The 15,183-nt window shown below is 65.0% G+C and carries 15 protein-coding genes and 1 pseudogene; 10 read left to right on the top strand and 6 right to left on the bottom strand.

Features of this window, described 5'->3' with window-relative positions; translation table 11 throughout:
- Positions 1-46: 46 nt before the first annotated feature.
- From crcB to ARC78_RS13825, 4 genes are all read right to left on the bottom strand, one after another.
- The gene (gene crcB / locus ARC78_RS13840) at positions 47-433 is read right to left on the bottom strand and encodes a fluoride efflux transporter CrcB (protein ID WP_054658542.1); all 387 of its coding nucleotides are present in this window, start codon (positions 431-433) and stop codon (positions 47-49) included.
- Positions 434-468: 35 nt separating this feature from the next.
- Positions 469-1,764 (bottom strand): replication-associated recombination protein A, encoded by a 1,296-nt coding sequence (locus tag ARC78_RS13835; protein ID WP_083468446.1) that lies wholly within the window; start codon positions 1,762-1,764, stop codon positions 469-471.
- Positions 1,765-1,876: 112 nt separating this feature from the next.
- Entirely contained in the window at positions 1,877-2,515 is a 639-nt protein-coding gene (lolA, locus tag ARC78_RS13830; protein WP_054658538.1) for an outer membrane lipoprotein periplasmic chaperone LolA, read from the bottom strand.
- Positions 2,516-2,607: 92 nt separating this feature from the next.
- Positions 2,608-4,968 carry a DNA translocase FtsK gene (locus ARC78_RS13825; protein WP_057506504.1) on the bottom strand — a complete coding sequence of 787 codons (2,361 nt, stop codon included), beginning with the start codon at positions 4,966-4,968 and terminating at the stop codon, positions 2,608-2,610.
- 287 nt (positions 4,969-5,255) lie between these two features.
- Here ARC78_RS13825 and trxB point away from each other — a divergent pair, with 287 nt between their 5' ends.
- From trxB to infA, 5 genes are all read left to right on the top strand, one after another.
- Positions 5,256-6,224: a thioredoxin-disulfide reductase gene (gene trxB, locus ARC78_RS13820; protein WP_054658536.1), complete on the top strand. Its 969-nt coding sequence runs from the start codon at positions 5,256-5,258 to the stop codon at positions 6,222-6,224.
- Positions 6,225-6,246: 22 nt separating this feature from the next.
- Positions 6,247-7,140 (top strand): metallophosphoesterase, encoded by an 894-nt coding sequence (locus ARC78_RS13815; protein ID WP_054658534.1) that lies wholly within the window; start codon positions 6,247-6,249, stop codon positions 7,138-7,140.
- A complete protein-coding gene (locus ARC78_RS13810; protein WP_057506503.1) occupies positions 7,137-8,279 on the top strand; it encodes a GNAT family N-acetyltransferase in 1,143 nt (380 codons plus the stop codon). Before ARC78_RS13815 ends, ARC78_RS13810 begins: the two co-directional genes overlap by 4 nt.
- Complete coding sequence (aat, locus tag ARC78_RS13805) at positions 8,276-9,025, top strand: leucyl/phenylalanyl-tRNA--protein transferase (RefSeq protein WP_054657018.1); 750 nt, start codon at positions 8,276-8,278, stop codon at positions 9,023-9,025. The genes ARC78_RS13810 and aat overlap by 4 nt, the downstream gene beginning before the upstream one ends.
- 86 nt (positions 9,026-9,111) lie before the next feature.
- The gene (gene infA, locus ARC78_RS13800; RefSeq protein ID WP_005409596.1) at positions 9,112-9,330 is read left to right on the top strand and encodes a translation initiation factor IF-1; all 219 of its coding nucleotides are present in this window, start codon (positions 9,112-9,114) and stop codon (positions 9,328-9,330) included.
- Between the two features lie 142 nt (positions 9,331-9,472).
- On the opposite strand, the gene clpA is transcribed toward infA, so the two are convergent.
- The gene (clpA, locus tag ARC78_RS13795; protein ID WP_054657016.1) at positions 9,473-11,752 is read right to left on the bottom strand and encodes an ATP-dependent Clp protease ATP-binding subunit ClpA; all 2,280 of its coding nucleotides are present in this window, start codon (positions 11,750-11,752) and stop codon (positions 9,473-9,475) included.
- A 117-nt stretch (positions 11,753-11,869) separates the two neighbouring features.
- Between clpA and ARC78_RS17050 the strand changes: the two genes are divergently transcribed.
- Entirely contained in the window at positions 11,870-12,226 is a 357-nt protein-coding gene (locus ARC78_RS17050; RefSeq protein ID WP_054657014.1) for an aminoglycoside phosphotransferase family protein, read from the top strand.
- A gap of 61 nt (positions 12,227-12,287) precedes the next feature.
- Positions 12,288-12,578, top strand: a pseudogene (locus ARC78_RS17135) (aminoglycoside phosphotransferase family protein); the annotation flags it as partial.
- Between the two features lie 131 nt (positions 12,579-12,709).
- Here ARC78_RS17135 and clpS read toward each other — a convergent pair.
- Positions 12,710-13,030, bottom strand: coding sequence for an ATP-dependent Clp protease adapter ClpS (clpS, locus tag ARC78_RS13780; RefSeq protein ID WP_054657010.1), 321 nt, complete (start codon positions 13,028-13,030; stop codon positions 12,710-12,712).
- A 93-nt stretch (positions 13,031-13,123) separates the two neighbouring features.
- On the opposite strand from clpS, the gene ARC78_RS13775 reads away from it, so the two are divergent.
- Genes ARC78_RS13775 through mnmA form a run of 3 tightly spaced genes read left to right on the top strand, consistent with a single transcriptional unit; the run spans position 13,124 to position 15,182 of the window.
- Complete coding sequence (locus ARC78_RS13775) at positions 13,124-13,600, top strand: hypothetical protein (protein WP_054657007.1); 477 nt, start codon at positions 13,124-13,126, stop codon at positions 13,598-13,600.
- Between the two features lie 2 nt (positions 13,601-13,602).
- A complete protein-coding gene (locus ARC78_RS13770) occupies positions 13,603-14,064 on the top strand; it encodes an NUDIX hydrolase (protein ID WP_054657005.1) in 462 nt (153 codons plus the stop codon).
- Positions 14,061-15,182: a tRNA 2-thiouridine(34) synthase MnmA gene (mnmA, locus tag ARC78_RS13765; protein WP_054657003.1), complete on the top strand. Its 1,122-nt coding sequence runs from the start codon at positions 14,061-14,063 to the stop codon at positions 15,180-15,182. Before ARC78_RS13770 ends, mnmA begins: the two co-directional genes overlap by 4 nt.
- Position 15,183: the final 1 nt, after the last annotated feature.

Raw genomic sequence — 15,183 nt, 5'->3', positions numbered from 1 at the left:
GTGGAGCGCGAATGATGCGGCAAGGCCCCCCGTTAGGAAACCCGTCTCATGCCAAGGAACGCGCCAGCCGCCAGGACCACCAGCCCAACGCGGTCATCGACAGCGAGCCCCCCAGGTGCAGCGCGATCGTCAGCAGGCCCCAGCCCAGCTGCTGGCGCTGCAGCAGATCCACGACCTCGGCAGAGAAGCTGGAGAACGTGGTCAGGCCGCCCAGCAGGCCAGTCACCACAAAAAGCCGCCATTGCGGTGGAAGCTCGGGGTGGCTGATGAAAAATGCCAGGGCCAGTCCGACTGCATAGCCGCCCAGCAGATTGGCTGCCAGCGTTCCCAGCGGAACCGTGCCATGCACCGGGTTCAGCCAGATGCTAAGAGCAAACCGCAGCCAGGCGCCGATGGTTGCGCCCACTCCGATGGCCAGGAACGAAAGCCACATCACTCAGTCTCCGCCCAGAAGGGAACTGCCCGCTGTCATTTGCGCGCCGCCAGCGCCTTTTCGCGCGCCGCACGCAACCGGTCCAGCTTCTCCTTGAGCTTGATTTCAAGGCCGCGCTCGACCGGCTGGTAATATACGCGCTCGCCCATTCCATCCGGGAACGCGGTCTGGTCCAGCGCGATGCCGCCCTCCACATCGTGGTCGTACTGGTAACCCTGGCCGTATCCCAGCGTCTTCATCAACCGGGTCGGGGCATTGCGCAGGTGCAGCGGCACCGGCTGGGTGCCCAGCTCGGCGACGTCGGCCCGGGCGGCCTTCAGCGCCATGTAGGCCGCGTTGGATTTGGCGGTGCTGGCCAGATAGACCACCAGATTGGACAGCGCGATATTGCCCTCCGGGGCACCGATCCTGTCATAGGCATTCCAGACATTGATCGCCATCTCCAGTGCCCGTGGATCGGCCAGCCCGACGTCTTCCACCGCCATGATGGTCAGCCGCCGCAGCAGATAGGACGGATCGCAGCCGCCGTCGATCATCCGTGCCAGCCAGTAGATCGCGCCATCCGGGTTGGAGCTGCGCACCGATTTGTGCAACGCCGATATCTGGTCGTAGAACTGTTCGCCGCCCTTGTCGAAACGGCGGGTGCGATCGGCCAGGACCTGCAGCAGGGTCTCGGGCGTGATTTCCCCGCCCTCGCCCGTCGCCAGCTCGGCGGCGATCTCCAGCAGGGTAAGGGCGCGGCGCACGTCGCCATCGGCGGCGCGGGCGATCTCCAGCAGGGAGTCCGGAGAGACGCGGATGCCCTGCTCTCCCAATCCGCGCGCGGAATCGTGCAAGGCCCGCTGCAATGCTTCAACCACATCCTCCGGCGAAACCGATTCGAGCACATGGACCCGGCAGCGCGACAGCAGCGCCGAATTCAGCTCGAAGGACGGATTCTCGGTGGTGGCGCCAACAAAGATGATCGTGCCGCGCTCGATATGCGGCAGGAAGGCGTCCTGCTGGGCCTTGTTGAAGCGGTGCACCTCATCGACGAACAGCACCGTGCGACGTCCTTCGGCAAAGCGCTGCGCCGCCTCGGCCAGCACCTGGCGCACCTCCGGCAAGCCGGAGAGCACGGCGGAAATCGCTTTGAACTCGGCATCGGCGTATTGGGCCAGCAGCAGCGCCAGCGTGGTCTTGCCGCAGCCCGGTGGGCCCCACAGGATCATCGAGTGCACATGCCCGGATTCAACCGCGCGGCGCAACGCCGTGCTGGGAGCCAGCAGCCGCTTCTGCCCAACCATCTCGTCCAGGGTGCGCGGACGCATGCGTTCGGCGAGCGGACGCATGCCGTCGCGATCGGCACTCAGCAGGTCGGCGGGCGTATCATCAATGAAGATATTTCGGGATCTGGCCACGCCCGCATTCTAGCAGCGTGGCTCACTCGTCCCTGCCGGCGGATCAACGCTCGCCAACGACGTCCACGCCCTTGGCGGGCACAAAGCGGAAGGTGCCGGCGGCAAAGCCCGGGTTCTTCTTCCAGCCACTGAAATCAATGACGGTGCGCTGGCCCACGGCATCGACCACCTCCATTCGCGAAAGTCCACCCTGGGCAAAACCCAGCGCCGCGTACTGGAAGCTGGCATCGGTCTCGCGCTTGGGGGTCAGCGACAGCCACTGCATTCCATCACGCGCCGCGGCCTCCTCGCTGACATCGTACTGGCGCTCCAGCAATGCCGGGTTGATCAGGGCGGTGAGCGGACTGCTCTGCTCCTCGGAGCCCTGCTCGCGCACCGTGGCCTGTTCCAGGTCAGGCTCATACACCCACACTTTTGCGCCGTCAGCGACGATCAGCTGCGGATGCGGGCGGGTGTATTCCCAGCGGAACAGCCGCGGCGCCGACAGCGCCACGCGGCCACTGGAGGATTCCTTCAGTTTGCCGCGCGAGTCGAACACCTGCTGCGAGAACTGCCCATCCAGGCCACGCAGACCGCTGGTGAAGGACTTCAGGTCGTCACGGGCACCGGCATGGGCATCTGCCGCGAGGCCAGCGCAGGCCACGGCAACGGCGAGAACGGAGTGGCGCAGGAATGCAGTCATGGCAGCGGCAGTCGGGAAGGTGTGGGTGAGGCAGAGTCTGCCTCTTGGGAACTGAATGGGCGGCAATCGGGAACTGAACACCGCCCTTCTCATCACTTCGGCGGCGGCGGTGCCAACACGGTGCGATCACCGTTGTGCTCGGGCGAGCTCACCACCCCGGCCGCTTCCATCGCCTCGATCAGGCGCGCGGCGCGGTTGTAGCCGATCTTCAACCGGCGCTGTACACCGGAGATCGATGCACGGCGGGTTTCGGTCACGATGCGCAGCGCCTCGTCGTACAAGGGGTCGGACTCGTCACCGCCGCCACTGCTCTCCGGCAGACCGGTGGCGCCGACCACGGTACCGTCGCCCATCATCTGCACCTCATCCAGCACGCCGGAAATGTAGTCGGTCGGGCCGCTGGCCTTCAGATGCTCGACCACGCGATGCACCTCCTCGTCGGAGACGAAGGCACCGTGCACGCGATCCGGCAGCGCGGTACCGGGCGGCAGATACAGCATGTCGCCGTTGCCCAGCAGCGCCTCGGCGCCGGACTGGTCCAGGATGGTGCGCGAATCGATCTTGGAGCTGACCTGGAAAGCGATACGGGTCGGGATATTGGCCTTGATCAGGCCGGTGATCACGTCCACCGACGGCCGCTGCGTGGCCAGGATCAGATGGATGCCGGCCGCACGCGCCTTCTGCGCCAGCCGCGCGATCAGCTCTTCGACCTTCTTGCCGACGATCATCATCATGTCGGCGAATTCGTCGATGAAGATGACGATGAACGGCAGCGGTTCCAGTGGACGCGGCGCCTCGCCCATTTCCGGGTTCGGTTTGAACAGCGGGTCCATCAGCGGCTGGCCGGCGTCGATGGCGTCCTTCACCTTCTTGTTGAAGCCGGCCAGATTGCGCACGCCGACAGCACTCATCAGCTTGTAGCGGCGCTCCATCTCGGCAACGCACCAGCGCAGGCCGTTGCCGGCCTCCTTCATATCGGTGACCACCGGCGCCAGCAGGTGCGGAATGCCCTGGTAGACGCTGAGCTCCAGCATCTTCGGGTCGATCATCAGCATGCGCAGGTCTTTCGGGCTGGCCTTGTACAGCAGGCTCAACACCATCGCGTTGACCGCCACCGACTTGCCCGAGCCGGTTGTACCGGCCACCAACAGGTGCGGCATGCGTGCCAGGTCGGCCACCGTCGGCCGGCCGGCGATGTCCTTGCCCAGCGCCAGGGTCAGCACGCTGGCGGATTTGTCGTATTCCTTGGAGCGCAGCAGCTCGGACAGGAAGATCATCTCGCGGCTGACGTTGGGAATTTCCAAGCCGATCACCGACTTGCCCGGGATCACGTCGACCACACGCACCGATTTGACCGACAGGCCGCGGGCGATGTCCTTGTCCAGCGAACTGATCTGGCTGACCTTCACGCCCGGTGCCGGTTCGATCTCGAAGCGGGTGATCACCGGCCCCGGATAGGCGCCGACCACCACCGCATCGATACGGAAGTCCTTGAGCTTGAACTCGATCTGCCGCGACAGGGTTTCCAGTGTCTCCTCGGAATAGCCCTTGGCCTGCGGCTTGGGATCATCCAGCAAGGCCAGTGGCGGCAGGTCGGAGCCATCGCCGTTGACGCCCTGGAACATCGGAATCTGCGTCTCACGCTTGGCGCGGTCGCTTTTCTCGATCACCGGCGCCGGACGCGGTTCGATCTTCACCGGTTCGCGCTTGGCGCGGACCTCGGCGTCGACCTTGCGGATTTCCTCGCGCTCTTCGCGCAGGGCACGGGTCTGCTGCCATTCGCTGGCCTGCTCCTTCTTCTTGTTGAGCAGCGGACCCAGCGCCAGCACCCACGTGCCGATCTTCTCCATCACCGCAAACCAGGACAGCCCGGTGGCCAGGGTGATCGAGGTCAGCAGCAACACCAGCAGGAACAGGTTGCTGCCCACCGGCCCGAAGCCGCTCTGCAGCGACTTGCCGACCAGCACGCCCAAGCCGCCGCCGGCACGGGCGACATCCCCCGGCGGCAGCCGCAGATACAGAAAGCCGGTGGCACCGATCAGAAAACCGACAATGCCGACCAGCCGCAGCGCCGGCCCCAGGTCGTCCTGGACGCGTTCCTCGCGCTTGAGCCCGAACATCGCGATCCACGCCACCGCAGCCAGCATCAGTGGCAGCAGATAGGCCACGTAGCCGAACAGCTGGCGCATGACATCGGCGATCCACGCGCCGACCTTGCCGCCCATGTTGTGCACCGGCGCGACGACCGAACCGGATTGCGACCAGCCCGGATCACTGGGGGAGTAGGTGAACAGACTGGCCAGCAGATACAGCAGGGCCGGCGCGATGGCGATCAGCGCCAGATCACGCCACAACTTCTGCCGGCGCGGATTGTCTGGCGCCGCAGCCGTCGACTTGCGCGCACTGGCGCCCGCGCTGGAGCTCTTGTCACGTTCCGGGACCTGTTTCGCCACCTTTGACCAGACCTTAAAAATGCACGGTTAGTGATTGATATTAAACGACTGACCGCCGGGTTTCATCCGCTTTCGTCACCCACCGTCTTGCCCCGGAGCCGCCAATACCATAGAGCCGCCGGATACACGCGGCGGTACGCTGCCGAACCTGGAAACGCCTTCTGACGGGCCGCCCAGTTCCATTCACGCGCCTTGATTCACCCCGGTCCGACCGCCACTCTATGGCTTGCCCGGATGGTCGCGGAACTCCCCGATCATGCCGCCAATCCTGACTTTCGCGAGTATACATGAGCACTTCCAGCCTCCCGACCAAGCACACCCGCCTGTTGATTCTGGGCTCCGGCCCCGCCGGCTGGACCGCAGCCGTCTATGCTGCCCGCGCCAATCTCAAGCCGCTGGTCGTCACCGGCCTGCAGCAGGGCGGCCAGCTGATGACCACCACCGAAGTGGACAACTGGCCAGGCGACGCGCACGGGCTGATGGGTCCGGACCTGATGGCGCGCATGCAGGCTCATGCAGAGCGTTTCGACACCGAAGTGGTGTTCGACCATATCCATACCGCCGACCTGTCCCAGCGGCCATTCACCCTGACCGGCGACAGCGCCCAGTACACCTGCGACGCGCTGATCATCGCTACCGGCGCCACCGCCAAGTACCTGGGCATTCCGTCGGAAGAGACCTTCAAGGGTCGCGGCGTGTCGGCCTGCGCCACCTGTGACGGGTTCTTCTACAAGGACCAGGACGTGGTCGTGGTCGGCGGCGGCAACACTGCCGTGGAAGAGGCGCTGTACCTGTCCAACATCGCCCGCAAGGTCTACCTGGTCCACCGCCGCGACACGCTGAAGGCGGAAAAGATCATGCAGGACAAGCTGTTCGCCAAGGTCGCCGCCGGCAAGATCGAGACCGTCTGGCACCACCAGGTGGACGAGGTGCTGGGCAACGAGATGGGCGTGACCGGCGTCCGCGTGAAGTCCACGCTCGACGGCAGCACCCGCGACATTGACGCCCACGGCTTCTTCGTCGCCATCGGCCATCACCCCAACACCAGCCTGTTCGACGGCCAGCTGGCGATGAACAACGGCTATCTGGAAATCCGCTCGGGCCTGGGCGGCAACGCCACCATGACCTCGGTGGAAGGCGTCTTTGCCGCGGGCGACGTGGCCGACCAGCACTACCGCCAAGCGATCACCTCGGCCGGCTTCGGCTGCATGGCCGCGCTGGATGCAGAGCGCTTCCTGGACGCGCAGGACGCCTGAGGCCCGTTCCCGGCAGCCCGGCATGGACAAGGTGATGCTCAAACAGCTGCTGTTCCACGGCAGCTGGCTGGTGTTCCCGGCCATCGTCTGGCTGCTGTGGCGTTGGCGCGGCGGCGGCCAGCGCGCCGTGCTGGTGGCCCTGCTGCTGGGCTGCGGCGCATTCACCTGGGCGCGGTTCATCGAGCCGCAGCTGATTCTGGTCGACCACACCGAGCTGCGCGGCACCGGTGCGGATACGCGGGTTGCCCTGCTCAGCGACATCCACCTCGGGGTCTACAAGGACCGGGCTTTCCTGCAGCGGGTGGTCCAGCGCGTGAATACGCTGGATGTCGACGCGGTGGTCATCGCCGGCGACCTGACCTACGAATCGCGTCCTGAACAGTTGCACGGACTGTTTGCCCCGTTGGCGCAACTGCGGGCGCCCACGTATGTGGTGCTGGGCAACCACGACCAGCAGCCGCCGGGCCGGGATCTCGACAAACCCTTGCGTGAAGCACTGCTGGCACACGGCATGCGCATCATCGAAGGCCGCGTCATCACCGATGTGCGCGGCGTGCATTGGGCCGGGCTCGGCGACCAGTGGGCCGGCAAGGATGATCCCCGCTTCCTTCGTCAGCCTGGCCCGCACCGCGACCGCACGATCCTGATCGCCCACAACCCGGACAGCGCCATGCAGTTGCGCCCAGGGGATGCGACGCTGGTGCTGGCCGGGCATACCCATGGCGGCCAGATCCGCATTCCATGGCTGTATCGCAACGTCATCCCCAGCGCCCACGGCTTTGATCGTGGCGAGCAGGTGATGCAGACCGGCCATGGCACGGTGCGCGTCTTCACCACGCGTGGCGTCGGCGAGATCGGCCTGCCGCTGCGCCTGTTCAATCCGCCAACGATTGATGTATTGCAGCTGCGGCCATGAACACCTCCCTCGAGCTGCACGCCCTGCTCTCGCTGGCCGACATCCCGGCCGAGCAATGGAACAGCCTGCATGACGGCAGTAATCCTTTCGTCAGCCACGCCTTTCTCGCGGGACTGGAGCAACATGGCTGCCTGCGCCCGGAATGGGGCTGGCAGCCGCAGCACCTGACGCTGTGGCGCGACGGAGACCTGGTCGGCGCCGCTCCCGGCTACCTGAAGTACAACTCGCATGGTGAATTCGTATTCGACCACGCGTGGGCCAATGCCTACGCACGCAGCGGGCTGGACTACTTCCCCAAGTGGCTGGGCGGCGTGCCCTACTCGCCCGTCACCGGACCGCGCCTGCTCGCACGCAATGACGATGACCGCCGCGTCCTGCTTCAGGGCGTGGTCGACCATGTCACGAAGGCGCAACTTTCCTCGGCACATATCAACTTCCACCTGCCTGCAGAGATGTCACTGTTTGACCAGGACTGGCTGGCACGGCGCGATGTGCAGTTCCAGTGGCGACGCCAGCCCGGCTGGCACGGATTTGACGACTTCCTGGCGGCGATGGATCACAAGCACCGCAAGAACATCCGCCAGGAACGCAACAAGGTGGCGCGGGCGGGAATCACCTTCGTGGTCCGCCACGGCGATGAAGCCAGCGCCGCCGAGCTGCAGGCGATGCACCGCTTCTACCTGCAGACCTTTGCCGAATACGGCAACGCGCCGGCGCTGACGTTGCCGTTCCTGCACCACCTGGCCGAGCACCTGCCGCGCCAGCTGGTGCTGTTCCTGGCCATCCGCGACGGCGCGCCGGTTGCCGGCGCCCTGTGCCTGCGCGGCGGGCAGACCCTGTACGGCCGCTACTGGGGTGGCGCCCCGCTGCCCGGCCTGCACTTCGAGACCTGCTACTACCAGGGCATCGAGTACTGCCTGCGCGAAGGCTTGCAGCACTTCGAACCGGGCGCCCAGGGCGAGCACAAACTGGCGCGTGGCTTCCTGCCGACCGAAGTGCACAGCCGACACTGGATCGCCCACCCCCGGTTCCGCGAGGCGCTGCGCGACTGGTGCCTGCGGGAGCATGAGGACGTGACCCGCTATGCAGAGGCACTGCGGCACCACGGCCCCTTCAGATCCACGGAAGATGCCGGATGAGCCGCCACCACCCCTACCTGCTGGGCGAGGCGAGCGACTCACCGTTCCCGCCCGCCGAACTGGCGCTGCGCGAACCCGACGGCCTGCTTGCTGTCGGCGGCGACCTGTCCCCCGTGCGCCTGCTCAATGCCTATGCCGGCGGAATCTTCCCCTGGTTTTCCCATGGCCAGCCGCTGTTGTGGTGGTCACCCGCCCCCCGCATGGTGTTCCATACCAAGCAGCTCCACCTGTCCTCGCGTTTCCGTCGCAGCCTGCGCGCGTCGCCATGGCAGATCCGGGCGGATACCGCCTTCCCGGAGGTGATGCTTGCCTGCGCGCAGGCGCCTCGCCCCGGCCAGGATGGCACGTGGATCACCCCGGACATGCATCACGCCTATGTCGCGCTGCACCACCTGGGCCATGCGCATTCGGTCGAGGTGTACGAGGCCGAGAAGTTGGTCGGCGGCATCTATGGCGTGGCCATTGGCCGCATGTTCTTCGGTGAAAGCATGTTCAGTGCACGCAGCGGCGGATCGAAGGTGGCATTGGCAGCGCTGGCGGCGACGCTGGCCCGCTGGGGCTGGCCGCTGATCGACGCCCAGGTGGAAAACCCCCACCTGGTAAGGATGGGGGCGACGCATCTGGGGCGGGCAGAGTTCCTCCAGCACGTGCGCCGTCTGGCGCATGAACCGGGCAAGATCGGCTCGTGGGCGCCATATTTCGGCGACATTCCGGCCTCGACGCTGGCCCGCCCTGCCGCCCCTTAACGCAAACTTTGCATGATTCGGCGCGACGGCGTAAAATGCCCGCCCTTAGGCCCGCAAAGGCCGTCCGCAGAACCGCACAGGACTACATGTCGAAAGACGACTCCATTGAGTTCGAAGGCACCGTCAGCGAGACGTTGCCCAACACCACTTTCCGCGTTCGCCTGGAAAATGGGCATGAGATCATTGCCCACATCTCCGGCCGCATGCGCAAGAACTACATCCGCATCCTGACCGGCGATCGCGTCAAGGTCGAGATGACGCCATACGACCTGACCAAGGGCCGTATCACCTACCGCATGAAGTAAGGCGGCAGGCCGGGCGTATGCCTGAAAAGCCAGCCTTGCGCTGGCTTTTTGCGTTGCTTTTCGCCGCTTGCCCACAGCGCTCCGGATACAACAGCGGCGGCCGTAGCCGCCGCTGTTCAAACCCGAAAAGAGGCGCCGGGCGTTACACCGTGGCCGGCAGCAGATGTTCGGGTTCGGCCTCGGTTTGCACCACCAGCTCGCCGTCGCGAACGTCGATGCTGACCTTGCCGCCGCCAACCAGCTTGCCGAACAGCAGCTCGTCCGCCAACGGACGCTTGATCCTGTCCTGGATCACCCGGTTCATCGGACGCGCCCCCATTTCCGGATCGAATCCGTGTTGCGCCAGCCAGTCGCGGGCCGCCGGGGTCGCCGACAGCGACACATGCTTGTCCTGCAACAGCATCTCCAGCTCGATCAGGAACTTGTCCACCACCCGCAGGATGTGTTCGAAGCCCAGCGGCTGGAACTGCACCACCGCATCCAGGCGATTGCGGAACTCCGGGGTGAAGCTCTTGCGGATCACCTCCATCGCATCGGTCGCGTGATCCTGCTTGGTGAAACCGATCGAGCGGCGGGCGGCCTGTGCCGCACCGGCATTGGTGGTCATCACCAGGATCACGTTCTTGAAGTTGGCTTCACGGCCATTGGTGTCGGTAAGAATGCCGCGATCCATGACCTGCAGCAGGATGTTGAAGATGTCCGGGTGGGCTTTTTCCACTTCATCCAGCAGCAGGACGCAATGCGGGGTCTTCACGATTTTCTCCGTGAGCAGCCCGCCCTGGTCGAAGCCGACGTAACCCGGAGGCGCGCCGATCAGGCGGCTGACCGAGTGCGGCTCCATGTACTCGGACATGTCAAAGCGCACCAGCTCGATCCCCAGCTGCAACGCCAGCTGACGGGTGACTTCGGTCTTGCCCACGCCGGTCGGGCCGGCAAACAGGAAGTTGCCGATCGGCTTGTCCGGATTGCCCAGCCCGGAGCGCGACAGTTTGATCGCCGAGGCGAGGCTGTCGATGGCCGGATCCTGGCCGAAGATCACCATCTTCAGATTGCGCTCAAGGTGCTTGAGCACATCCTTGTCGGTGGCGGTGACCTGCTTGGCCGGAATGCGTGCCATCTTGGCGATGATCGCCTCGATCTCCTCGGTATCGATACGCTGTTTACGCTGATCTTCCGGCAGCAACCGCTGCCGCGCACCCGCCTCGTCGATGACGTCGATGGCTTTGTCGGGCAACAGACGGTCGCCGATGTGCTTGACCGAAAGATCCACCGCGGCCTGCAGCGCATCATCGGCATAGGTCACGCTGTGGTGCGCCTCGTATTTGGGACGCAGCCCCTTGAGGATTTCATACGCCTCGCCCACGGTCGGTTCGACGATGTCGATCTTCTGGAAACGCCGCGCCAGCGCACGGTCCTTCTCGAAGATGCCGCGGTATTCCTGGAACGTGGTCGAGCCGATGCACCGCAACTCGCCCGAGGCCAGTGCCGGCTTGATCAGATTGGAGGCGTCCATGGTGCCGCCCGAGGCCGACCCGGCGCCGATGATCGTGTGGATCTCATCGATGAACAGCACCGCGTCGGGAATCTTCTTCAACGCGCTGATCACGCCCTTGAGCCGTTTCTCGAAGTCACCGCGATACTTGGTGCCGGCCACCAGCGCGCCAAGGTCAAGCGAGTAGATCACCGCATTGGCCAGCACCTCCGGCACCTCGCCATCGACGATGCGCTTAGCCAATCCCTCGGCGATGGCGGTCTTGCCCACGCCGGCCTCTCCGACATACAGCGGATTGTTCTTGCGGCGACGGCACAGCACCTGGATGGTCCGCTCGATCTCGTCGCGCCGCCCGACCAGCGGATCGATCCGCCCGGCACGGGCCAGCTCATTGAGGTTGCTGGCATAGTCGGTCAGCGCATCGCCCTTGGATTCGGGGTCGGCCCCCTCGCTCCGTCCCTCGCCCTCGATCGAAGAGGAGGAATCGTCCTCCTCACCCATTTTTGCAACGCCATGGGACAGGTAGTTGACGATATCCAGCCGGGTGACGTCCTGCTGGTTGAGATAGTAGACCGCGTGCGAATCCTTCTCACCGAAGATCGCCACCAGCACATTGGCGCCGGTGACCTCCTTCTTGCCGGAGGACTGCACGTGGTAGACCGCACGCTGCAACACCCGCTGGAAACCCAGGGTCGGCTGGGTGTCACGCCCATCGTCATCGGCCAGCCGCGACACGGAGGTTTCCACCGCCTGCTCCAACTCCTGGTGCAGGCGGTCCAGATCCGCTCCGCATGCCTTCAGCACGGCTTGGGCCGACGGATTTTCCAACAAGGCGAGCAGCAGGTGCTCGACCGTCATGAATTCGTGACGAGCCTCGCGAGCGCGCTTGTAGCACTGACCAATCGTCTGCTCGAGGTCTTTACTGAACATTGGGAACTCCGAATCCGGTTGGAGACAATATGCGGCCTGACAGCGGAATTTTCATCACCCTACCGGATGGCCGTGTTTAAGCGGCGTTAGCATGAAACCCCTCTGCTGGAATGACTGATGGGCAGCCAACATCTGCAACGCTGGCAGCTGCGCTCCGTTGGCGCGCCCATTGTCATGCGCGTCGCGGGCCTGCTGCCGGTACTGACGCAAACAGGCACGCCCGCCATGCTGAAACAGCCGCTCTCCTGCAGCATTACCGCCGGCCGCGGCCGCCCTCGGCTCTGGAATGGGGATGGCGCGATACGCCCGCTGGCCAGTGACGGCGCGACGATGCTGCTGGAACACATCGTTCCCGGGAAGCCGCTGCGCGATCTTCCGGTGGAGGGCGCAGATCGGGACGCCACGGTGATCTTGTGCGATGTCGCCGCAAAGTCGCACAGCCGCATCGCCGTAGAAGCACACCGCCGGCACTGACTCCACTGCGGCACTGGTTCGGCGCCCTGCGGCATCCTCACGTATCGCAGCACGGGTTGCTGTGGCAGTGCTTGCCCGTGCCGCCCAGCTTCTTGCGCAACCGGGGAACCCGATCGCACTTCAGGGCGACCTTCATCATGACAATGTCCTGGATGGCGGGGCCCGCGGCTGGCTGGCGATTGCCCCCAAGGGCCTGCTCGGGGAGCCCGGCTTCGACTACGCCCCGCTGTTCCTGAACCCGGATCTGTGTGTCGCAGGGCGGCGATTTTCCACCTATGAGCGGAATTCCAATGAGCGGAATTCCAACGCACGGCTGATCCAGGTCAGCCACCACCCCGGCATCGCGCAACAGCGATTGCTGCAGTGGATTGCGGTCTACGCGGTCCTGTCTGCCTGCTGGCTCATCGAAGATTGCCAGGACGCCTCTACATCAGTCTTTCCACCGCCAAGCTGGCCCTGGCCCGCGAAGCCGGCTGAGCAGCCTCAGGCCTGCTCCATCGTGCACAGCAGCGGATGCTGGTTCATACGGGAGAACTCGTTGACCTGGGCGACCTTGGTTTCGGCTACTTCGCGGGTGTACACCCCGCAGATGCCGCGGCCGCGGGTATGGACATGCAGCATCACCTGGGTGGCCTGGTCCAGGCTCATCGAGAAAAAGTTCTGCAACACCACCACCACGAAGTCCATCGGGGTGTAGTCGTCATTGAGCAGCATCACCTGATACTGCGGCGGCGGGGCGATCTGCGGCTTTCCCGGCGCAACCAGTACGCCGTGCTCGCTCTCGTGTTGGGTCTTCTGGGACATCGCCAGATTATAGCTTTTCACCCTTCCCGATTGGACGGCGCCCCCCCTGCCCCCGCACAATTTGCAGGTCATCCACATTCCTGCAGGGGAAGCATGAAGCAGATCGTATTGGCCGCCGCACTGGCTGGCATCTTGACCGGCACTTGCGGCGCGGCGTTCGCCGCCGGGCCGGACCGCGCCGTGGGCCGCCTGCTCGACGGGCTGGAATACAAGTATGAAATCGACGAAGACGGCGATTACAAACTGGTATTCGACATGGAAAACGACCGCAGTCAGCTGGTGTTCGTGCGCTCCTCGGTGGAAACCTATGGCAGCCACCACATCCGTGAAATCTGGTCGCCGGGCTACAAGTCGCCAGGACCACAGTTCCCGGCGCTGATCGGCAACCGCCTGCTGGAAGACTCCAACGAATCCAAGCTCGGCGCCTGGGTCAAGCAGGGGGACATGGCCATGTTCGTCGTCAAGATCGATGCCGACGCCTCGGCCGAAGTGCTCAGCGACGCCATCGATGCGGCCTGCAAGAGCGCCGATGCAATTGAACTGGAACTGACGTCCAAGGACGAGTACTGAGCGTGAACGCATTGCAGTCCCAGCGATGGGCGCCACATGTCACCGTGGCCACCGTGGTCTCCCGCGCAGGGCAACTGCTGCTGGTGGAAGAGGTAAAACAGGGTCGCAGGCTGCTGAACCAGCCGGCCGGCCACTTGGAACCGGGCGAAAGCCTGCTGGACGCGGCGGTGCGCGAAACCCGCGAAGAAACCGGCTGGGACGTGCGGCTGACCGCCTTCATCGGTACCTACCAGTGGCAGGCCGATGACGGCACGCCCTTCCTGCGCTTCGCCTTTGCCGCCAAACCGCTCCACCATCACGCCGCACAGGCGCTGGATGCCGGAATCATCCAGGCCTTGTGGCTGCCGCCGGAAGCCATCCAGGCCGAGATGGAACGGCTGCGCAGCCCGCTGGTCTGGCGCACGGTCGCCGACTGGCTGGCCGGGCAACGCCACCCCCTGTCGCTGCTGAGGCAGATCCCATGAGCACACCGGATATTGTCGTAGGCGTCTCCGGCGGCGTGGATTCCTCGGTCGCGGCGCTGATGCTGGTACAGCAGGGGCTTCCGGTCGCGGGGCTGTTCATGCAGAACTGGGCCGACGACGGCAGCGGCCACTGCCGGGCTGAAGACGATCGACGCGATGCGGTCGCCGTCTGCGGACGGCTGGGTATCCCGTTCCATTTCCGCGACTTCTCCAGCGAATACTGGGAAGGGGTGTTCGAGCACTTCCTGGCCGAATACGCGGCCGGTCGGACGCCCAACCCGGACGTACTGTGCAACCGGGAGGTGAAGTTCAAGCACTTCCTGGAGGCGGCCCGCGACCTGGGCGCCGAGCGGATCGCCACCGGCCATTACGCACAGGTGGACCAGCACCGTGGGCGCTGGCGCCTGCTGCGCGGCGCCGACCGCGGCAAGGATCAAAGCTACTTCCTGCACCAGCTGGGGCAGGAACAACTGGCGGCCACCCTGTTCCCGATCGGCCATCTGGAAAAGAGCCAGCTGCGTCGCATCGCCCGCGATGCCGGATTGCAGACCCATGCCAAAAAGGACTCCACGGGCATCTGCTTCATCGGTGAACGCGATTTCCGCGAGTTCCTGGGCCAGTATCTGCCCGCGCGGCGCGGCGAGATCCGCGATCCCGACGACCAGGTCATCGCCACCCATCCCGGCGTTTTCTATTTCACCCTTGGCCAGCGCGAAGGGCTGAATATCGGCGGCGTGCGCGGCCGGCCGGCGGCCCCCTGGTTCGTGGTCGGCAAGGACGTGGCACGCAACATCCTGTACGTCGACCAGGGGCACGACAGTGCCTATCTGCAGTCGAACTGGCTGCGCAGCGAACCGATGCACTGGATTTCAGGGGCGCCTCCGGCGACGGAATTCGAATGCAGCGCACAGACCCGCTATCGGCAGCCGGACGAGCCGTGTACCGTGCGGGTGCGTGACGACGGTACGCTGGATGTGCATTTCGCAGGCCCGCAACGGGCGGTGACCCCCGGACAGTCACTGGTGCTCTATGACGGCATGGAATGTCTGGGCGGGGCGGTGATCGCCGCCACCAATGCACCGCTGGAGCGCCGTCTGGGCGCGCCACCTTCCCCTTGAG

Origin of the sequence: Stenotrophomonas pictorum JCM 9942 (genome assembly GCF_001431585.1) — a bacterium.
In the GTDB taxonomy this organism is placed as follows: Bacteria; Pseudomonadota; Gammaproteobacteria; order Xanthomonadales; family Xanthomonadaceae; genus Stenotrophomonas; species Stenotrophomonas pictorum.
The sequence above is the reverse complement of the archived record's forward strand: the minus strand, read 5'-3'. Positions and strand labels throughout refer to the sequence as shown.